The following is a 21293-nucleotide window of genomic DNA, read 5'->3' as shown; positions in this document are numbered from 1 at the left end:
TTCATAATGCATTCTATATCAAATTATAAGCATAATTTTTTACTATTTGCATTTATATGTACTAGCTTTTTTAGTGCTTTCGCTCAAAAAGACAGTATTGATTTTTATCATGAAAAAATTTCGAGATTAACCCATTCCCTTAATTTTTCAGAAAACACACCTGAATATATTGACAACTTAAACCAGCTCTCTTATTACCAAAGACTAATAGAGCAAGATTCTATGCTAGTAAACTCAGAAAGAGCACTTGCACTGAGTAAGAAAAATAAATATATACAAGGGGAGCTTGAAGCCTTAGCAAATCTTGCAACTTTATACTTGTACACAGGTCAAACAGACAAGTCAATTGAATTCTCCTTAGAGACAATTAAAAATCCTGAATTAAGTAGTTTTCCTAAAACAGAAATGAAAATTTATAATATTCTTGGACAAGGATATTATTTCAAAAATGACTATCCTTCCACTTACACTCAATTCTTACATACTCTAGCTATAGCAGAAAAGAATAGTGATCAATTTCACTTGTTTCGAATGAATATGAATTTGGGCACTATTTTTAGTCGCCTTGAAGATAATGTGGAGGCTTTAAAATATTATGCTGTTGCCTTTAAACACGTTAAAAATTTAAAAGACCCAACTAAAGAAGCTATGATGCTAAGTAATATGGCATTCTTAAATATAGAATTAGGAAATTTAAACCAAGCAAAGATTGAATTAGACGAAACATTAGCGCTGCTTGAAAAAAATAAGCAAACAACATGGTTAGCATGGACCTTTTCTACTTTAGGGTTGTATTATTTAACATTAAATGATTTTGATAATGCTTTAGTGAATTATCAGAAATCTTTAGATATGCATGATGAGTTCAATGATGTAAAAGCAAAAGCTGATATAAAATATGGTCTTGGAAGATCATATTTAGGACTAAATAATTTAGTGAAAGCTGAGGCGAATATAAATGAAAGTGTAATGCTATATGCATCTTCTGATTATGATACAGGTCTAGAAAAAGCATATAGAACGTTATATGAAATTAGCAAAAGTAAAGATGATGTAGCAGAGTCTTTAAAATACCTTGAACTAACCGAAAAACTTTCTAACGACAATTTCAAGAAAAAGAATAGACGAAATTTAACAATGCTCAATGCAAAATTAAATTTTGAAAAAGAAACCGAAAATCTAAAAGCTCAGAATGAATTAGCTATAAATCAACAACGTAAGTACGTAAAATGGGCATTAGCAGCACTATTCACTTCACTAGTCATTGTTTTCCTTATTTTAAATGCTAACAAAAGAGAAAAATTATTAAACAAAAAACTAGCAAACCAAGCTAAAATATTAAATAAAAATCAAGAAGCATTAACTCAAATAAACTCTAATCAAGATCGTCTTTTTTCTATTGTTGGTCATGATTTAAGAGGTCCAATTATATCATTGAATGAAATTCTAACTTTGTATCTAGAAGATCCTGAAGGCAAGGATTATTTTGAAAAATTTGCTCCACAATTAAAAGAAGACTTAGAGCAAGTTCAATTTACAATGGATAACCTTTTACATTGGGGAAAAACTCAGATGCAAGGAAATACAATAAACGTTAGAAGCATTTCTGTTAGAAATGAATTGGATATTATATTACAGCTATTTCGTAATGAAATAAATAAAAAAGCGATAACTATAAATAACCAAGTTGCTGTCAATCATAGTGTTTTTGCCGACCTTCAACAGTTCAATGTTATATTTAGAAACTTAATCAATAATGCCATTAAATTCACTCCAAACGAAGGTATGATTACTATCAAAACTAAAATAAAAGATAAAAACTTAGTTATTCAAGTTTCTGATACTGGCGTTGGCATGACAGAATCTGATGTACAAAAGTTATTCAGTGACACTGAAAATTTCTCTAACTATGGTACAAATTTAGAGAAAGGCACCGGCTTAGGACTTCGTTTGGTGAAAGCTATGGTCATTAAAAATAGCGGAGAAATTATTGTAAAAAGTGAACCGAATAAAGGAAGTCAATTTATTGTTCAGTTGCCCGTGGATATTGCATAAAACATAATATTTGCTACACTCGTAAAACAATTATAAGGTTTAAAATAATTTTCTGATACATTCATTTTTTTACATTTCGTCCCTTAATAATTATTTGTATCAAAAAAATCAAAATCATCGACGAACTACACTTTTAGAACGTTAAAACACACAATAATTCGCATTTCACAACATTTATTACTTATCCGTAATCTTCTAAACTAATTTTAGATTCACATTATAGTGATATCTATGAAATTTAGAATATTAAAACCATTTTATTTAAACAACCTGCTTCAAGGTTGTATGGTTATATTCCTAATTTTATCATTCACCACTTTAGCTTCACAATCTTCAAAAAGAGATACTTTACTGAGCGAAATAGAAGAAATAAGAAATTCTTCAAACTTCAACTCTAAAGATACTCTTTATATACACAACTTAATTGCACTTGCATACGAGTACCGTTTTCATAATTTGGATAGTCTGTATACGCTTAGCCAAAAAAATTTAGCTTTAAGTAAAAAGGCTGAATACACAAATGGTGAGATCAGTTCATATCATTCAATGGGAGGATATTATTCTGATAAAGGTAAAATAGACCAAGCTATTATATATTTCAATAAAGCTTATAAACTTGCAGAAAAATATGAAAACAACTTTTTAAAGGTAAGAACCTTAAATGATTTAGCTAAGGAGTATGGGTATAAAGGTGATTATTCAAAATCATTAAAATGGTATTTAGAAGCAATGGAAATTGCAGAAAAACATAATTATAAAAATTCTATTTCCATTATAAATGATAACATTGCCCACTTATACCTTGAGCAAAAGGACTTTCAACAAGCGATGGTATTTTTACAAAAATCAAAAGCCATACATGAAGAAGTCGGCAATCCTGTCTTTCTTGCAGAAACTCTAAGTAACATTGCCTCTACATATGCAGACATGAATGAATTGGATTATGCTATGTATAATATTAACATTAGTATAGCTACGTTTGAAAAAGAAAAAATACTAGAATGGTTAGCATACTGTTATGAAATTAAAGGAAAAATATATCTCAAAAAGAATAAGAATACTTGGGCACTTTATTGGTATAAGCAAAGCGAATTATTACACCAAGAAATAGAGGATGACAGAGGTAAAATAGATCTACTAAATGGTATGACAGAAGCCTACTTAAATCTTAAAAAAGATAGTATAGCAGAAGAATATGCATTTAACGCATTTAATTTATCTAAGAAAATTGGTCTTAGATCCGGAATTAAAAACAGTACACAAAACCTTTCCAAAATATTCAAAATAAAAAAAGACTTTGAAAAATCGCTTTGGTACCATGAGCTATACCAAACAACGTATGAATCTCTTTCTGCAATTAGTAATGAAAAAGCATTGAATATGCTTAAAACTAGAGTAGAATATGATCAACAAAAACAACTACTAATCGTTGAAAATGAAAAAGCACTAGCAAAACAGAAAATTTACATTTATATTTTTATAATAATACTTTTCATCTTTGCTATTATAACGTTCATTGTACATAGAAATCAACAAGAGCAGAAAAAACTGAATCAAGAACTAAGAAATAAGAAAGCTGATCTTGAACAAAAACAAGCTTACTTAAATGAATTGAATCAGACAAAAAATAAATTATTCTCTATCATTGGTCATGATTTAAGAGGACCAATTGGTGCTTTTCAGGGGCTATTAAAATTATTTAAGGAAGGAGAAATGACCAAAGATGAGTTTTTGAATTTTGTTCCTAAACTTAAAGTTGATATAGATACCATTTCCTTTACACTTAACAACTTATTATCTTGGGGGCAAACCCAGATGAATGGGTCTATTACAAGACATTCCATAACCAATTTAGATAGTATTGTTGAGGAAAATATTGCACTATTATCTGAAATTGCAGAAGCTAAATCTATTACTTTAATTAATAGAATTGAACCTAATTGTCAGGTTTGGTCAGACCCCAACCAGATTGATATCATTATTAGAAACTTATTAAGTAACGCCTTAAAATTTACACCTAATAATGGTAAAATCATTATTGGTGCAATTCAAAAAATTAAAACATGCGAAATTTACGTTAAGGATAACGGTTTAGGAATGAGTGAAGAAATCATAGGCAAACTTTTCGAAAAAGATTCTAACCACACCACTTACGGTACCAACGATGAGAAAGGTACAGGATTAGGTCTTTCTTTATGTAAGGAAATGGTTGAGAAAAACAATGGTAAAATATGGGTACATAGTGCTTTGGGTAGAGGGTCAAGCTTCTACTTTACCATACCAAGAATACAAAAACAGTACAAAGAATCTGCTTAAATTAAGCTATCTAGCGAATCTACCGCCACCATTCTTTCAACGGTAAAACCTTCTGCATAATCTACACCAACCAGTCTTCCTAAATCTTTTGCCCTATAGTGAACACTCTCTATAAAAGTTTTACTACTAATAGGAGTTTCAGGCTCATTACTACTAGGATCATGAAATTGTGAGCCATATGCTAAAATTGAATCTGTTTTAGCCTCCAAATATTCACTAATGTCAACAACAAAATCTGGAGTAATATTTTTCCATTGAATGTAATGATATACTAATTTAGGCCGCCATTCTTGTTGGTTCTCCTGCCCTATTCTAGTCTCTATACGTCTTAATCCACTTAAAAAACAAGCGTCGCTTACCAATTTACTTCCCTTGCCGTGATCAATATGTCTGTCATCAACAGCATTACACAATACAGTATGCGGTCTGTATTTGCGTATCATTTTTATAATTTCTAGTTGATGCTTTTCATCATTAACGAAAAATCCATCTCTAAACCTTAAATTCTCACGAACTTCTACACCTAATATTTTTCCTGCAGCAGCAGATTCTTTATCACGAATTTCTGCAGACCCTCTTGTACCCAACTCTCCACGAGTTAAATCTACGATACCAACTTTTTTACCTAATGCAATCTCTTTGGCTATAGTGCCACCGGCACCAAGCTCTGCATCATCAGGGTGCGCTCCAAATACTAAAATATCTAACTTCATTCTATACCAATTCAAATTGATGCTTATTATTTTATACTTTCTAAAGCCTGTAAAATATCCTTCTTTAAATCTTCTACTTCTTCTATACCAACAGAAAAACGAATTAGTCCGTCAGCAATACCTTGTTCCGCTCTTACCTCTGCACTCATAAGTGCGTGTGATGTTTTGGATGGTGACAGCACTGTGCTCTCTACACCAGCAAGACTCATTGATGGTTTAATTAACGACAATTCTTTTTGAAATTGAGATGCATCTAAATCTGAATTTAATTCAAAAGATAACATTCCCCCAAATCCTTTCATTTGCTTTTTGGCAATTTCATGATCTTGGTGAGATGGTAAACCTGGGTAATATACTTTTTCAATCTGTGATAATCCGTCAAGGAAATGAGCCATTGCCAAAGCATTCTCATTTTGTGCCCTTACCCGTATTCCCATTGTTTTCATACTTCTTTCCAACAACCAAACGGTATAATCACTGAGGCTACCACCAAAATTTTTTGCTAAATGAAAAATACGCTCCATATTTTCTTTTGTAGAAGCTACTGCGCCTGCGCAAATATCTGAATGACCACCCATGTATTTGGTAGCACTATGAATTACGACATCAATACCAAAATCAATTGGATTTTGGTTTACCGGACTCGCGAATGTATTATCGATTAAAGTTGTGATTCCATGTTTTTTCGCAATGGTAGCAACGCCTTCTAAATCGGTAATTGTCAATAGTGGATTAGAAGGTGTTTCTATATAAATTACTTTAGTGTTCTCTTTAATTTGAGCTTCAAATGCTTCGGCACCCCACCCCTCGGTAAAAGAATATTCAATACCGTATTTAGAGAACTCTTCGTTGACCAAATTGTATGTTCCACCGTATAAGGTCTGTTGTAAAACCACATGATCTCCTGCTCTTAAAAAGGCTAATAAAGCTGTACTCACTGCAGCCATACCGCTACCAAAAATAAGTGCAGATTCCGCATGTTCCAATGCCGCAACCTTTTTGCAAAGTCCTTCTTGATTTGGTGTATTAAAATATCGGGGATAACGTTTTACATCAACATCTTCATAAGCATAAGATGTACTCATATATAATGGAGAAATTGCTCCACGATGTTGTTTGTCCTCTAATTCACCAACGTGTGTACAAATGGTGTTCAATCCTTTTTTATTCGAATTCATATGCAAAAATTATAAAAAATAAAGGTAAGGAATAGAATGTAAATGTTATCTCTAACATCGCTATGAATGTGATTAAACTATTATAGCTTCTTTCGTCTCCTTATAGCTTTAAAACTTTCAGAACACAATTAAAATAACTTTGAAAAAATATAAAACAGAATAATAACAACAAGCTAATAATACTATATAAATAATTAGCTAGAATTATAAAATATTGAATAGTTTATTCAAAAACCTTTGAAATACTAGAACTGTCACATTTTGTTTTTAGATTTATAAGTATATCCACAAAGAATAAATTAAAAAAATCTAACATTAGCAATAGCCTATTTGAATATCTATCTATCATGAAAAAATCAATTTATATATTTCTTCTAATTGTAGCGTTAGCTGCATGTAAAAACCAAGAACCAGTTACAAAAGGATATCAAGGCCAAGGGAAAAGTGCAGTAGTCTCCACTTTATCCAAACCAGTTCAAAAACAGTGGAAAGGCACTTGGACTTTCGATAATGAAGCCACCTTTTTTAGTAATGATTTTGAAAGTGGAAGACTAAACGGAATAACCTCTGACGGAAACAATCACTTTACCGCTTTAATAACAGCTGAAAACACACCAGTTAATGTGAGTCCTTGGTATGCTTTTAAGGTTTGGTCAAAAACTCCTAAAACTATAACCATTAAAATGACCTATCAAGATTCTCGTAGTAGATATTATCCTAAAATAAGTACAGATGGTGAGAATTTTAAAGTTTTAGATAGTACAAATTATACTGCCTTAAATAAAGGTGTTGGTGATTTTGGCATTAAGGCAGCACCAGAATTCGTCGAGATAAAAGTCAAAATAAGTGAAACACCAACATATATTACCGCGCAAGAGCTTTATGGCTCTACACGAGTAAAAAACTGGATAGATTCCTTATCAACCAAGCCATTTATTTCTACATATGAAATTGGAAAAAGTAAGGAGAATAGAGCTATGAACTTAATGGAGGTAAGTTCTAAAAAAAATAAAAAAGCTGTTATGGTGATTTCTAGACAACATCCACCAGAAGTTACTGGTTTTCTGGCAATGAAATCTTTTATTGAAACCTTAACAGGAGACTCCCCAAAGGCTCAGAAATTTAGAAATAACTATGACTTATTTGTTGTCCCATTAATGAATCCAGACGGTGTTGATAATGGCAACTGGCGACATAATATGGGCGGAATAGATTTGAATAGAGACTGGCAAGATTTTAATCAGCCAGAAACAAGAAGTGTTAGAGATTTTCTGGTAACAAAAGAATCTGAAGGATATGAGTTTGTCTTCGGTGCAGATTTCCACTCTACATGGGACGATATCTACTACCCTATCGACACTACGATTACCGGTGATAAAGGTAAAATTGTTTTTGATTGGATAGCGAATATTACCGATAGATTGCCTCAAAAGCATACAAATGTGAAACCATCAACCAATATTAAGCCTACTATGGTATCACGCAATTATTTTTATGTGAACCACGGTATGCCAGCTATAGTTTTTGAATTAGGAGATAACACACCTAGAGATTTCTTAAAACAAAAAGGTAAGGTAGCCGCTGAAGAATTAATGGATTTACTGGACAATAAAGATTAAAAACAATCTTTAAGGTATATTAACAAAAAAAGCCTCGTGGTATACCACGAGGCTTTTTTTATACTAATATTTTTATTTGCTGTAATTAACTTTATACCTCCAAAAGCTTATTCCGCCTAATACCAGCACTCCTGCAACTAAGTAATAAATAAAAGTTGGCGTAATAACCTGGGCTCCACTAGCGTAACTATGAAGACCAACCAAATAAAAGTTAACACCAAAGTAGGTCATCATAATACTACCAAAAGCAACAACACTCATAAAATTGAAAGTCCATTTCCCTCTTAAGCCAGGAACCAATCTTGTGTGTATTACAAAGGCATAGATCATAATAGAAACAAGTGCCCAAGTTTCTTTTGGATCCCACCCCCAATAGCGACCCCAACTTTCGTTGGCCCATTGTCCACCTAAAAAGTTACCAATGGTAAGCATGACAAGTCCTGTGGTCAAAGCTAATTCATTAATTATGGTCAATTCTTTTATGTTGATTGCCATACGTTTTTTATTCTTTTTGGTTGTCAAAATCATTAAAATTAATGAAACAAGACCTAAGATCATACCAACGGTTAAAGGTCCATAACTACCAACAATTACGGCTACGTGTATCATTAACCAATAACTGTCTAAAACTGGAACTAAGTTACCTATTGATGGGTCAACCCAACTTTGGTGTGCTATCCATAAAAGCATAGAAGTTACAAATGCAGATGCTGCAAAAGTCATATCACTTTTACGACCTAGCGCCCAACCAATACCCATGGTAGCCCATGCTACGTATAATATACTTTCATAAGCATCACTCCAAGGTGCATGACCAGAAATATACCAGCGTAGAACCAAACCAGCAGTGTGCCAAATGAAAAGTAACATTATAGTTCCCTTAAAGAAATATATTGCAACTCTCCAAATCGATCGATCTTTGAAAATTTGAAAAACAAGAATAAAGAACATCAAAAGCCCTACAACTGCATAATACCTATACAGTTTATTGAAGATGTTTAGTTTATTATAAATAACCTCAGTATCAATCTTTTTCTTTGATGGCAATACTTCACTACCATGATTTAATTGATTCTGCTGAAAAGCTGCCAATAATTTATCTGCAGAAGCATAATCTCCACTTTCTTGAGCCTTACCTAGAGTCATTAAATAATAAGGCATTGCATTCTTTACAAAGTTGGAGTAAAGAGAATCTCTAATTTCATACTGCCCTCCCCTATACTCTACTGCCGAAATCCATTTGTTATTTTCATCGTCAAGCAACGGAAATATCTTAACAATATCTTGACCTAAAGCCTGATTCAATAAACTCAATCTGATATTGGCATCTTTAAAATCTTGCTGAAATTTATTTGGGTTGGTAGTAGCTGTTGCTTCCCTTAAAAATGGCTCTAATTTGTACTGCCCTTGTTTATCAAAAAAATCGGTTGCTTTTACATATTCTTGACCGGAAGGAATACCAATAACTTTCCTAATACTATCATTCTGTGATTTCTTATCTAACGCAATAAACTCTGTATTGTACCATACAGCAGGGTTCATCATCATAGAAAGTAATACCTGATCCGAAGAAAAATCTAAATAGGTGTCCTTATAACTTAACTTACGTAGTAATTCTGATGAAAATGTATTAATAGGCTTCATACGCCCACCTTCATCTTGTATTACTAGCTTACCAAACTTATCAGCATGTTCTTTACTTACCATACTGGCTTTAAGCAAAGAATCTATTTGTGTCTTGCTAGGTGCCTGTTGATGCCCTTCTTCTGGTGTGTGTTGCTCTTGTGCAAAAGAAGAAAATGAGAATGCCATTAAAACAGCCAACACTCCAAACATTTTTTTCTTTTTGATCTTAAGTTGATCCAAAGAATCAGCTAAATCTTTAAAACGGGTCTTACCAAAAAACATAATTCCCATTAAGCCTATGTATAGTAGAAAATAACCAATATAGGTGATCCAAGTTCCCCAAAAGTCATGATTTACAGATAATGTTGTTCCTTTTTCGTCCGGATCAAAACCCGATTGAAAAAAGCGGTAACCATCATGATCCAGTACGTGGTTCATAAAAATGTCGTAATCAAAAGGTCTTTCATCCTCAATGGTAACCCTACTCATGAAAGATGCATAACCTTTATCTGTTCCAGGATATTTCTCGGCTATAAAATCATTCAATTTAATCCCAAAAGGTAATTCGTAAACTTTAGAACCATATCTAATAGAAAAATTGAGTCCGCCTACATTAACCTTTTCGCTAAAATCAGAAGGTCCTTTACTGCCTAATAATTTTATTTGTTTTGTTTCTCCGTTCGCAGTAACATCAAAAATTATAGCATCTTGATCTATTTTTGTTTTCTCTGCTTCAGGTATTTCAACAATACCATATGAACCTTGAGTAATTGAATCTGGAATAACAAACTGCATACCGGCCGTATTATACAACGAACGCAAGACTAAAGGTTGCAGACTATCTTTTACCAAAACACCTTGAAACTGATCTGCCATGCGCATATAATCCCCTTCAAAAGGAGAATGAACTTGATAAACAGAATCTGTAGTCATTATATTAATGGCACCATCAGTTTTGTTATTCAAAGCAAATAATACATTATGTATGCTGGCTACTTTACCATCTTCTAAATAGTGATCATGACGTTCACCATCGCCTGCTTCAACTATTTTCAAAAATTTAGTTCCATTAATATCAGGTAGTAAACCTTGCTTGGCACCTTTTATAAAATCTACATAAGAAATTTCAAAGTCTTCATTGTTGAAATCTGCTTTCCATGGAAGATTAGATTTTATAGCCTCTGGAGTAACTATTAAAGCATCTTCTAAAATCTTTCTTCTAGCCTCTCCATCAATTTCACCATCAACATAAACCGTTAAAAAAGTTTTATCGGAATAAAATACATTTTCAGTTTTTCCTTCGCGAATAGGCATCATACCTTCAAAACTGATGTATCTGGTTACAAATGCACCTATAATTATCAATACCCAAGATAAATGCAATAATAATACCGGCCATTTTTCTAGACGCAATAAGCGATATCTAGATATGTTTCCTAAGAAATTAATAACAAAGAACACCATTATAACTTCAAACCACCAGGCATTGTAAATCCAAATTCTTGCAGTTTCTGTGCTATACCAGCTTTCTATAAAAGTACCGAATGCCATCGCTGTTGCAAAAGCGATAAATAGAATAGACATTAATCGAGTAGAGAAGAATATTTTCTTGAACATTTCCGTCATGGAAGTAGGAGTTGATTTTCAAGATGCAAAAATACGGTGTTTTCATCATTTACGAATGGCTTTTACTGCTTTATAACTTCATTAAAACTGTTAATTTTAATACAACAAGACTTCTATAAACTTTGTACTTTTGCCATATGATATCCGTTGTAATAGTAGGCACAGGAAATGTAGCTCAGAATCTCTTTAACGCATTAGAAAAGGCAAATGACGTAAGCGTTAAACAGGTAATTGGCAGAAACCCTCAAAAATTGGCTTTCGTAACAGATCAAGCAATAACAAGTTCTAATTTTGAAAAGATAGTAGCTGCCGATATTTATATTCTTGCCATTTCAGACGATGCCATCAGCGTTGTAGCCCAAAATTTTAAAAATATTGATGGTATTTTAGTACATACATCTGGGGCTACTTCCATTGATGAACTAAGTACCGCTAAGCGTCCGGGCATATTTTATCCTTTACAGACATTTACCAAAGACAGAATTATTACGTTCAACGAAATTCCTATTTGCATAGAATCACCAAATGAAGATGATTTAGAATTATTAAAAAAACTAGGGAATACCCTAAGCAACACCGTTGTAGAATTAGGTTCTGACCAAAGAAAAACACTACATGTAGCGGCAGTTTTTGTCAATAATTTCACTAATTATATGTATACCGTAGGCGCAGAAATCTGTTCTGAACATCAAATAGATTTTAAATTACTACAACCTTTAATTAAAGAGACTGCGGCTAAATTAGACAAGATCACTCCTTTAGAAGCCCAAACAGGACCTGCAAAACGAGGAGATCAGAAAACATTACACAATCATTTACAATTAATAAAAGACAAACACCAAAGGGAGCTATACACCCTATTAAGCAACGCAATTAAAGAAAAGCATGGAAAAGAGTTATAAAGAATATTTAAAGGATATTACTACATTTATTTTTGATGTAGATGGGGTATTTACCGATGGTAGTCTTTTGGTAACGAGCGAAGGCGAGTTATTACGAAAAATGAGTGTTAAAGATGGCTATGCACTTAAAGTTGCGCTTAGTAAAGGATATAATGTATGTATTATAACCGGTGGTACAAATGAAGGTGTAAAAACTAGATTAAGAGCTTTAGGAGTTACCGATATTTATATGGGAGCACATTACAAAATGGATGCTTTAGAAGAATATTTGGACATTTACCACATAGATGCGGAAAACGTATTGTACATGGGTGATGATATACCAGATATACCACCCATGAAAGCTGTAGCCTTAGCCACTTGCCCACAAAATGCCGTTGCTGAAGTAAAAAGTGTTAGTCAGTATATTTCACACATTAACGGAGGTCATGGCTGTGTACGTGATGTTATAGAACAAGTGTTAAAAGTACGTGGTGATTGGAACAGTCATTTTAGCGCTGCAAACGATTAAAATATGCTAAAGAATAAATTAAAAGACTATCATCTAATTTTAGCATCGGGTTCACCAAGAAGGCATCAGTTCTTTAAGGATATGGAGCTTGATTTTGAAGTACGAATTAAGTCTGTTGACGAAATATATCCAACAGATTTAAAAGGAGCTGAAATATCAGATTATCTAGCAAAATTAAAGGCAGAAGTTTTTAAACTTGAATTAAAACCTAAGGATATTTTAATTACTTCTGATACCGTGGTTTGGTACAATAATGAATCTTTAGCGAAGGCTATTGATAGTGAAGAAGCCGAATCGATGTTAAAAAAAATGTCTGGAGAATGGCATCAAGTAATTACATCTGTATGTTTTACTACTAATGAACGACAGATAATACAACATTCTATAACCGAGGTTAAGTTTATAGAGTTATCTATTGAAGAAATTCGCCATTATATAAAAGAGTATCAACCTTTTGACAAAGCAGGTGCTTATGGTATTCAAGAATGGCTAGGCTTAATTGGCATTGAACAAATTAAAGGTTCATACACAAACGTAGTTGGTTTACCTACTCAATTAGTTCATGAAACATTATCAAAATTAGTAACCTAATATATTGTAATTATAAAAACATAGCAGGTATGAAATTCTTAAAACTAAATACAACTTTTTTTAGCATTTTCGGTGTATTAATAGTACTTACCAGTTGCAAGGAAAAACCAGCGAGTAATAGTAACACCTTAGCTATGTCTACCTCAGTTTCAAAAACAGAAGCTCTTAAAAAAGAGCTTTCGCAAGAGTTTAAAGACTATTGGTACAATGGTACCGCAGAAATTACATCCTATAATTTAGAACAAGCCAGATACGGGGAAATAAGAGAAGGAAGCGCTGTTATGATCTATGTAACAGAACCTTTTACACCAGGAACGCAAGTTAAAGCAGACAATAGTAACAAGAATAATATTCCGGTTTTAAAACTGAATGCTACAAAAAATTATATAACAGGTATTTACCCCTATTCTATAATGACCAGTAGCTTCTATCCTGTGTATGATAATGAACATGCGATAAAACTTTCATTTTCATCTCAAGAATGGTGCGGACATGTTTATGCGCAGTTGAATAATAAAGAGGATTTTGAAATAACGAGCCATTCTTATTTTGAATCTGAAGCTGATCAAAATTATCACTTAGAAAAAGCTCATTTAGAAAACGAAATTTGGAATAAAATCAGGATTAACCCTTCAGATTTACCAACGGGTGAAATAGTTATGATTCCATCATTAGAATTTATTAGGCTTACCCATAAGGAGTTTAGGTCATATAAGGCAATTGCCTCTTTAACCGAAGCAAATGGTTTAAAAACTTATGAAATTAGTTATCCTGAGTTAGAAAGAACACTAAAGATTAATTTTGAAAATAAATTTCCATATATGATAGAAAATTGGACAGATACTTTTCATGATGGATTCGGTGACAATAAAAAAGTTTTAACTTCAAAAGCAACAAGAATTAACAGGATTACAACACCCTATTGGCAGAAGAAAACGAATAAGGATTTATCTTTGCGAGATAGTTTAGGGTTATAGTGTATGAAAGAATTTATTACCGAACATCATAATGAGCTAATCTACAGTCTCATTGTATTAATTGTTATACTTGTTTTAAAATTCTTATTTACCACAGCGGTAAGAAAGGTAAGTAAGATCAGTGATTACAATCCTGTACGTACAAACCTCATTATCAAGTTTATAAATATAGCTCTAACCATTATTGCAATGGTTGTTCTTACTTTGGTATGGAGTGTAAATTATAGGGATTTAGGCGTTATGCTGTCCTCTGTTTTTGCAGTAATTGGTGTAGCATTATTTGCGCAATGGTCTATTCTTAGTAATATAACCGCAGGAGTAATAATTTTCTTTTCTTTCCCATTTAAAATAGGAAATACTATTAGAATATTAGACAAAGAATTACTTGATCCTAACAATACAGACCTAGATAAATTTGTAATAGAAGATATTAGGGCTTTTCATCTTCATTTAAGAAGAAGTAACGGCGAGATTCTAACCTACCCGAATAACCTAGTATTACAAAAGGGTGTCATATTAATTTCAACCTATCAACAAGGTGAATTTTTGAACACGGAAGATGAGGAAGAACAAACGCTTTGATTTTGTTAAAGAAGTCGTAAAAAAGCAAGCGTAGGTACTAATCTTATTATATTTGGAATTACTACCAAAACCAACTTAAAATGCGATACTTATTAGGGTTCATAGCCTGTAGTCTTTTTGTAGTCAGCACCCTTAAAGCCCAAAGCCCTAAAAATAGTTCAGCAACCGACATTTATCATTCCATTGAAAAATTAAATTTTCTTGGTACGGCACTTTATATAGCTGCCCATCCAGACGATGAAAATACGCGTCTAATTTCTTATTTATCCAATAATGTAAAGGCTAGAACAGGGTATTTATCATTAACTAGAGGTGATGGAGGTCAAAATTTAATAGGACCGGAATTACGAGAACTTTTAGGAGTTTTAAGAACACAAGAATTACTTGCCGCAAGACGAGTAGATGGTGGTGAACAATTTTTTAGTCGCGCTAATGATTTTGGGTACTCTAAACAACCTAGTGAAACACTTGAAATCTGGAATAAAGAAGCTATTTTAGGAGATGTAGTTAGAACGATACGAAAGTTTAAGCCAGATGTAATTATCAATAGATTTGACCATAGAACTCCTGGATCTACACACGGTCACCACACCTCTTCAGCAATGTTGAGTTTTGAAGCTTTTGACCTTGCCAATAATGCTAACGCGTATCCAGAACAATTAAAAAATACTAGTACTTGGCAACCCAAACGTTTATTTTTCAATACGTCTTGGTGGTTCTACGGAAGTGAAGAAAAATTTAAAGAGGCAGATAAATCCAACATGTTACATATGGATGTTGGTACCTATTACCCAATGCTAGGTATGTCTAACAATGAAATTGCTTCTTTGGCAAGCAGTCAACATTTATGTCAAGGATTTGGCAGACTAACTTCTAGAGGAACAGAAGATGAATATGTGGAGCTTTTAAAGGGTGATTTACCAAATGATAAATCTAATTTATTTGACGGCATAGATACATCTTGGTCAAGAATTGATGGCGGTAAAGCTATAGGTGAAATTTTGTATGATGTTCAAGAGAATTTTAATTTCAAAAACCCTACAACTCATATTCCGGCATTATTAGAAGCTTACCAATTATTACAAAAGTCAACTGATGAACATTGGAAAGAGCTTAAAACCGATGAGATAACATCAATTATTGCTTCTATATCAGGTCTATATTTAGAAGCCTCTACCATGTCACCTTATACAAACGCAGGAGAAATTGTAGATGTTCAAATTCAGGCATTGAACAGAAGTGATATCGATATTAAATTGAAATCTTTATTCTTAAACGAACAAAGTATAAATATAGATAACGTTGTTTTAAACAATAATAAATCATTAGAGAAGAAAGTAAAACTTACCATTCCAACAACCACAAAATTCACTAGTCCTTATTGGTTAATGGAAAAGGGCACATTAGGTACTTATACGGTAACCAATACAGAATTAATAGGTAAACCAGAAACACCTAAAGCTTTCAATGCAATTTTTAATATTGAAATTAATGGTATAGCCATTCCCATTGTTAAGCCTGTAATGTACAAATATGCAAAACCTGAAAAAGGAGAAATACATCAACCTTTTGAAATTGTTCCTGAGGCTACCGCAAGTTTTGCAGATAAAGTATTAATCTTTGCAAATGCATCCTCAAAAAGAATTCCAGTTACCATTAAGGCTCATAAAGACAGTATTTCTGGTACTATTGAATTAAAATACGAATCTGGTTGGCAAGTGGACAAAAATTCGCAACCATTTACAATAGCTAAGAAAGGTGATGAGCAAATAGTATTTTTTACATTGAGTCCGCCAGCAACCGAAAATGAAAGCAGCATCTCCCCTATTATAAGATTAAATGGAAATGAAATTAGCAAGGAGCTGGTAACTATTGAATATGATCATGTGCCCACCCAAACAGTCCTATTACCATCAGAGGCAAAAGTTGTTCGTCTAAACATTGAAAAAGCTGGAGAAAATATTGGCTATATAATGGGTGCTGGCGATGAAGTACCTACAAGTTTAGAACAAATAGGATATAATGTTCAACTAATTGACCCTACAACTATTACAAAAGAATCATTACAAAAATATGATGCTGTTGTTTTAGGAATTAGAGCTTATAATGTTATAGATGAATTAAAATTTAAACAACGATTTATTCTTGATTACGCTAAAAATGGTGGTACAGTAATTGTGCAATACAATACAGCCAGTAGATGGGGTAATCAATTTGAAAATATTGCTCCGTTCAAATTAGAGATATCAAGAGACCGTGTTACTAACGAAAATTCTAATGTTGAAATAATCGCAAAAGATCATTCGTTAGTAAATTTCCCAAACAAAATAGATCAAGCTGATTTTAATGGTTGGGTACAAGAGCGCGGATTGTATTTTCCGAATAAATGGGCAGACGAATTTACTCCGGTTTTAGAAATGCATGATGAGGGAGAAGATTCAACAAAAGGTAGCTTGTTAATTGCCCCTTACGGAAAGGGTAACTATATTTATACAGGACTAAGTTTTTTCAGAGAATTACCGGTTGGCGTGCCAGGAGCATATAAATTGTTTTCAAATATGCTATCTATAGGTAAGGACAAAGTGGAAAAGAAAGAGAAAATTAAAGGATGAGCAAAGAACGGGACGAAAATAAAACTTGGAAAAAAGAGTATAGCATTGTACTTATACTCAACCTCATATATGTTCTTATTTTTTATTACGTAATGACCTCATTTAATTAATATGGAAGGATTAGACTGGATTATTCTTGCCGGCACACTTCTCTTCATTGTAGTCTACGGTGTATGGAAAACCAAAGGAAGTAAAAACGTAAATGATTACGTACGTGGTGGTAATGACTCTAAATGGTGGACAATAGGTTTATCGGTAATGGCCACCCAAGCCAGTGCAATTACTTTTTTATCTACACCAGGCCAAGCTTTTCACGATGGTATGGGCTTCGTACAGTTCTATTTTGGGCTACCCTTTGCCATGATTATCATCTGTATGGTTTTTGTTCCTTTATACCATAAAATGAAGGTTTACACCGCCTATGAGTTTCTTGAAGGCAGGTTTGATCTTAAAACTCGTTCTTTAGCTGCAGTGCTATTTTTAATCCAAAGAGGTTTAGCTGCAGGTATTACCATATTTGCTCCTTCTATAATTTTATCTGCAGTATTGGGTTGGGACTTACGTACATTAAATATTATTATAGGCACACTAGTAATCATCTATACAGTATCGGGTGGTACAAAAGCTGTTAGCGTTACGCAAAAGCAGCAAATGTTCATTATCATGACTGGTATGTTCATTACCTTTTTTTTTATTTTAGGGTATTTACCATCAGACATTACATTTAGCAAAGCGATGAAAATTGCTGGGGCCAGTAATAAATTAGAAATATTAAATTTTGATTTAGATACTTCAAGCAGATATACTTTTTGGAGTGGAATTACAGGTGGTCTCTTCTTATTTCTTGCATACTTCGGTACCGATCAAAGTCAGGTGCAACGTTATTTATCCGGTAAATCTGTAAGAGAAAGTCAGTTAGGTCTTATTTTTAATGCCATTTTAAAAATACCCATGCAATTCTTTATTTTATTAGTAGGTGTAATGGTATTTGTTTTTTATCAATATAATCCGTCTCCATTAAATTTTAATCCATCTGCTACACAAGCAGTAATGGAATCAAGCTATGCAGAAGATTATAAATTATTACAAGAAGGCCAAGTTGCACTTGAGGCAGAGAAAAGAATTGCACAGAATAAGTTCTCTGCTGCATTAGAGATAAAAGAGTTCACAGCCGTTGAGGATGCTAAAAAACAAATAATAAGAATTAATCAAAAAGATAGTACTAATCGTGTAGCTGCAAAATCACTAATTAGTCAAGCAAACAAAACTGTCGAAACTAACGATAAAGATTATGTATTCATTCACTTTATACTCCATAATTTACCCACTGGTTTAGTGGGTCTATTACTAGCTGTTATTTTATCTGCAGCAATGTCATCTACTGCTTCAGAACTAAATGCATTAGGAACTATTACCGCATTAGACTTATATAAGCGAAATAGACAAAATACTGCATTAAGCGAAGAGCATTATGTAAAGGCCTCTAAATTCTTCACCTTAATTTGGGGAATAGTTGCTATATTAATTGCTTGTGTAGCCAATCTTTTCGATAATTTAATTCAGTTGGTTAATATTATTGGTAGTATCTTTTACGGTAATGTGTTAGGTATTTTTCTAATTGCATTCTTCTTTAAGTTTATAAAAGGAAATGCTGTATTCTTCGCAGCGGTAGTAACACAGGTTATAATATGTATTATTTATTATTACTTAATTCATATTTATCCTTCTGGTCAAGAAAAACTAGGTTATTTATGGCTCAACTTTTTTGGTGCTGCCTTTGTCATTACAATATCCTTTATATTTGAAGCCTTTGACAGAATGCTTAAAAAACCCTTACCATCAGCTTAAGAAATTAGGCACATTTTAAAATATTCAATGGTACATAAAAAAATTGTAACTTATTTTGAAGAGCATTACAGTAAATCTCCCACCCTTATAAAAGCACCGGGAAGAATTAATTTAATTGGTGAGCATACAGACTATAATGAAGGATTAGTATTACCGGCATCTATTGAAAAAGGTATTTATTTTGCTGTCTCTGGAAATGACCTTAACAGCATACGGATTGAAACGTTTTTAACACAACCGGAGAAAATAGAATTTCAACTTAATAGTCAGCATAATCCTTTTAATTCTTTTTGGGGAAATTATTTTAAAGCAATCATAGAGATTTTGGTATCTAAGGATTATCCGCTAAAAGGCATGGATTGTGTTTTTGGCGGGGATATTCCTATTGGATCAGGCCTTTCCTCTTCCGCGGCACTTTGCTGTGGTTTTATCTATGCGATTACCAAAGTATCAGGTAAAAGTATTTCTAGAGAAAAAATAGCATTAATTGCCCAAGAAGCTGAACATAAAATTGGACTTAATTGTGGTTTAATGGACCAATATGCAGTTCTCTTTGGTAAAAAAGGAAATGCATTTTTACTAGATTGTAAAGACTTAAGTCATAATTATATTCCCATTAACCTTAATGGCTATAGTTGGGTACTTGTAAACTCTAATATAAAACATAATTTGGCTGTTGATTCGGAGTACAATAAACGACGAATTTCTTGTGAAAATATAGTTAAAGCAGTTCAAAAAAGTAGACCTGAAATTAAATCGTTACGAGACGTTACTTTAGTAGATCTAAATAGTTTAGTTAATGTTTCTAGTAGTATTGATATTAAGCGGGCAAAGTATGTCATCGAAGAAAATGACCGTGTTCGCCAAATGATTAAAGTCTTGACCTTGGGTGATGCATTAGCGGTTGGTGAGGTTTTAAGAAAGGGGCATTGGGCCATGTCTACAGAATATGAAATAACTACTACGGAATTAGATACGTTGGTAAAAATAGGTGAAGGATTAGAAGGTGTATTAGGCTCTAGAATGATGGGCGGTGGCTTTGGTGGTTGCACTATAAACCTCGTACAAACCAATACGCTAGATGAAAGTATTAATTCTTTACTTCAACAATATAAGGACCAAACCGGTATTGATGCTGAATATTATCCTTTGTCCATAGATGACGGTGTCAAGGTTTTCGAATAAAGATTAAATTATAATTCATAAAAAAGTCCGTGCTTTAAAACACGGACTTTTTAAATTTTATAAAAGGTTTTTCTTATTTAGAACCCCACTCTTTTAATGAATCGTTGTTCATTTTAATGTAATCGTTGTTACCAGCTGCAGTAGCTCCTGCCAATGATTTCTTTGCAGCTTCTATAGCTCCCTTTTTATCACCAGCTTTAGCCAATATTAAAGACTGTTGTCTTAGTTGCCAGAATGCAGGCTTTTCAGTCATCGACATTGCTTTGCCCATCCATTCTTTAGCTTTATTGATATCTTTTCCCTCGCTTGAGTAATAAACAGCTGCAGCGTAGTAATCCTCAGCAGACGGACCGCTTAAAACTTTATCAATACTACTCATAACAGTAGCATCTGTAGGTACAGAGAAAGGTATTGCAACATAAGTGTTTTCCCAAATAATACCAATATTTGCGCCATTTCCTGTTACATCATCAAAAGTGATCGTAAATGTCTCAACAGGCATTTCAATATTATGAACAGTTGCAGATAACTGAGCAACTACTTTACTATCGTCCCAATTACTTGGAGTACCACCACCAACAATATCTGTATAGATGTAAACTTCCCATTTAGAAGCACCTGGTTTAGTGAATATAGAATATGTACCTGCTTTCACTTCTTTTCCTGCAATAGTTACATCAGTATCAAATGTTACTAAAGTATAACCATTAGCTCCTGTACGCCATAATTTGTCAAAAGGAACCAAATTACCAAACACTTTTCTACCTCTCATAGAAGGTCTAGAATAGTCTATGCTTACTTCTGTTAAACCTACTGTCTGCATTAATTTTGCAGAAGGACTTGGGGCAGGTGTATTTATTTGAGCTTCAACAGTTAAGGAAGCTACAATTGCCAATAAAAAGAGTACTACTTTGTTCATAATTATTTTGCTAATTAGTTTATAATCGCAAAA

At 33.0% G+C, this 21293-nt stretch carries 15 protein-coding genes; 11 read left to right on the top strand and 4 right to left on the bottom strand.

Going from position 1 to position 21293, the window contains the following annotated elements:
* Positions 1 to 6 precede the first annotated feature (6 nt).
* Entirely contained in the window at positions 7 to 2055 is a 2049-nt protein-coding gene (locus tag P178_RS0114380; protein WP_027066863.1) for a tetratricopeptide repeat-containing sensor histidine kinase, read from the top strand.
* A gap of 231 nt (positions 2056 to 2286) precedes the next feature.
* Positions 2287 to 4371 carry a tetratricopeptide repeat-containing sensor histidine kinase gene (locus P178_RS0114375; RefSeq protein WP_081819454.1) on the top strand — a complete coding sequence of 695 codons (2085 nt, stop codon included), beginning with the start codon at positions 2287 to 2289 and terminating at the stop codon, positions 4369 to 4371.
* Here the strand turns inward: P178_RS0114375 and bshB1 are convergent.
* Both bshB1 and P178_RS0114365 read right to left on the bottom strand, forming a co-directional pair.
* Positions 4368 to 5084: a bacillithiol biosynthesis deacetylase BshB1 gene (gene bshB1 / locus P178_RS0114370; protein WP_027066861.1), complete on the bottom strand. Its 717-nt coding sequence runs from the start codon at positions 5082 to 5084 to the stop codon at positions 4368 to 4370. The two genes, P178_RS0114375 and bshB1, sit on opposite strands and share 4 nt — an antisense overlap.
* Positions 5085 to 5110: 26 nt before the next feature.
* On the bottom strand, positions 5111 to 6262 hold the full coding sequence (locus P178_RS0114365; RefSeq protein WP_027066860.1) for a trans-sulfuration enzyme family protein: 1152 nt from the start codon (positions 6260 to 6262) through the stop codon (positions 5111 to 5113).
* A gap of 347 nt (positions 6263 to 6609) precedes the next feature.
* Between P178_RS0114365 and P178_RS0114360 the strand changes: the two genes are divergently transcribed.
* Positions 6610 to 7881 carry a M14 family metallopeptidase gene (locus P178_RS0114360; protein ID WP_027066859.1) on the top strand — a complete coding sequence of 424 codons (1272 nt, stop codon included), beginning with the start codon at positions 6610 to 6612 and terminating at the stop codon, positions 7879 to 7881.
* A 72-nt stretch (positions 7882 to 7953) separates the two neighbouring features.
* On the opposite strand, the gene ccsA is transcribed toward P178_RS0114360, so the two are convergent.
* A complete protein-coding gene (gene ccsA / locus P178_RS0114355; protein WP_027066858.1) occupies positions 7954 to 11133 on the bottom strand; it encodes a cytochrome c biogenesis protein in 3180 nt (1059 codons plus the stop codon).
* Positions 11134 to 11270: 137 nt separating this feature from the next.
* Between ccsA and P178_RS0114350 the strand changes: the two genes are divergently transcribed.
* From P178_RS0114350 to galK, 8 genes are all read left to right on the top strand, one after another.
* A complete protein-coding gene (locus P178_RS0114350; protein WP_027066857.1) occupies positions 11271 to 12035 on the top strand; it encodes a Rossmann-like and DUF2520 domain-containing protein in 765 nt (254 codons plus the stop codon).
* A complete protein-coding gene (locus P178_RS0114345; RefSeq protein WP_027066856.1) occupies positions 12019 to 12546 on the top strand; it encodes a KdsC family phosphatase in 528 nt (175 codons plus the stop codon). Before P178_RS0114350 ends, P178_RS0114345 begins: the two co-directional genes overlap by 17 nt.
* A gap of 3 nt (positions 12547 to 12549) precedes the next feature.
* Positions 12550 to 13137: a Maf family nucleotide pyrophosphatase gene (locus tag P178_RS0114340; protein WP_027066855.1), complete on the top strand. Its 588-nt coding sequence runs from the start codon at positions 12550 to 12552 to the stop codon at positions 13135 to 13137.
* A gap of 29 nt (positions 13138 to 13166) precedes the next feature.
* Positions 13167 to 14114: a hypothetical protein gene (locus tag P178_RS0114335; protein WP_027066854.1), complete on the top strand. Its 948-nt coding sequence runs from the start codon at positions 13167 to 13169 to the stop codon at positions 14112 to 14114.
* Positions 14115 to 14117: 3 nt separating this feature from the next.
* Complete coding sequence (locus tag P178_RS0114330) at positions 14118 to 14696, top strand: mechanosensitive ion channel domain-containing protein (RefSeq protein WP_027066853.1); 579 nt, start codon at positions 14118 to 14120, stop codon at positions 14694 to 14696.
* Positions 14697 to 14776: 80 nt separating this feature from the next.
* A complete protein-coding gene (locus P178_RS0114325; RefSeq protein ID WP_027066852.1) occupies positions 14777 to 17308 on the top strand; it encodes a PIG-L family deacetylase in 2532 nt (843 codons plus the stop codon).
* A 111-nt stretch (positions 17309 to 17419) separates the two neighbouring features.
* Positions 17420 to 19156: a sodium:solute symporter gene (locus P178_RS0114320; RefSeq protein WP_027066851.1), complete on the top strand. Its 1737-nt coding sequence runs from the start codon at positions 17420 to 17422 to the stop codon at positions 19154 to 19156.
* Between the two features lie 27 nt (positions 19157 to 19183).
* A complete protein-coding gene (gene galK, locus P178_RS0114315; protein WP_027066850.1) occupies positions 19184 to 20341 on the top strand; it encodes a galactokinase in 1158 nt (385 codons plus the stop codon).
* 73 nt (positions 20342 to 20414) lie between these two features.
* Here galK and P178_RS0114310 read toward each other — a convergent pair whose 3' ends face one another.
* Positions 20415 to 21260: a DUF2911 domain-containing protein gene (locus tag P178_RS0114310; protein ID WP_027066849.1), complete on the bottom strand. Its 846-nt coding sequence runs from the start codon at positions 21258 to 21260 to the stop codon at positions 20415 to 20417.
* Between the last annotated feature and the right edge of the window lie 33 nt (positions 21261 to 21293).

Source organism: Maribacter sp. Hel_I_7 (genome assembly GCF_000688315.1).
Lineage (GTDB): Bacteria > Bacteroidota > Bacteroidia > Flavobacteriales > Flavobacteriaceae > Maribacter > Maribacter stanieri.
This window is presented reverse-complemented; position numbering and strand designations above follow the sequence as displayed.

Coding starts and splice junctions, on each gene's coding strand:
- P178_RS0114380 (WP_027066863.1), top strand. CDS start 7: ATGCATTCTATATCAAATTATAAGCATAATTTTTTACTATTTGCATTT.
- P178_RS0114375 (WP_081819454.1), top strand. CDS start 2,287: ATGAAATTTAGAATATTAAAACCATTTTATTTAAACAACCTGCTTCAA.
- bshB1 (WP_027066861.1), bottom strand. CDS start 5,084: ATGAAGTTAGATATTTTAGTATTTGGAGCGCACCCTGATGATGCAGAG.
- P178_RS0114365 (WP_027066860.1), bottom strand. CDS start 6,262: ATGAATTCGAATAAAAAAGGATTGAACACCATTTGTACACACGTTGGT.
- P178_RS0114360 (WP_027066859.1), top strand. CDS start 6,610: ATGAAAAAATCAATTTATATATTTCTTCTAATTGTAGCGTTAGCTGCA.
- ccsA (WP_027066858.1), bottom strand. CDS start 11,133: ATGACGGAAATGTTCAAGAAAATATTCTTCTCTACTCGATTAATGTCT.
- P178_RS0114350 (WP_027066857.1), top strand. CDS start 11,271: ATGATATCCGTTGTAATAGTAGGCACAGGAAATGTAGCTCAGAATCTC.
- P178_RS0114345 (WP_027066856.1), top strand. CDS start 12,019: ATGGAAAAGAGTTATAAAGAATATTTAAAGGATATTACTACATTTATT.
- P178_RS0114340 (WP_027066855.1), top strand. CDS start 12,550: ATGCTAAAGAATAAATTAAAAGACTATCATCTAATTTTAGCATCGGGT.
- P178_RS0114335 (WP_027066854.1), top strand. CDS start 13,167: ATGAAATTCTTAAAACTAAATACAACTTTTTTTAGCATTTTCGGTGTA.
- P178_RS0114330 (WP_027066853.1), top strand. CDS start 14,118: ATGAAAGAATTTATTACCGAACATCATAATGAGCTAATCTACAGTCTC.
- P178_RS0114325 (WP_027066852.1), top strand. CDS start 14,777: ATGCGATACTTATTAGGGTTCATAGCCTGTAGTCTTTTTGTAGTCAGC.
- P178_RS0114320 (WP_027066851.1), top strand. CDS start 17,420: ATGGAAGGATTAGACTGGATTATTCTTGCCGGCACACTTCTCTTCATT.
- galK (WP_027066850.1), top strand. CDS start 19,184: ATGGTACATAAAAAAATTGTAACTTATTTTGAAGAGCATTACAGTAAA.
- P178_RS0114310 (WP_027066849.1), bottom strand. CDS start 21,260: ATGAACAAAGTAGTACTCTTTTTATTGGCAATTGTAGCTTCCTTAACT.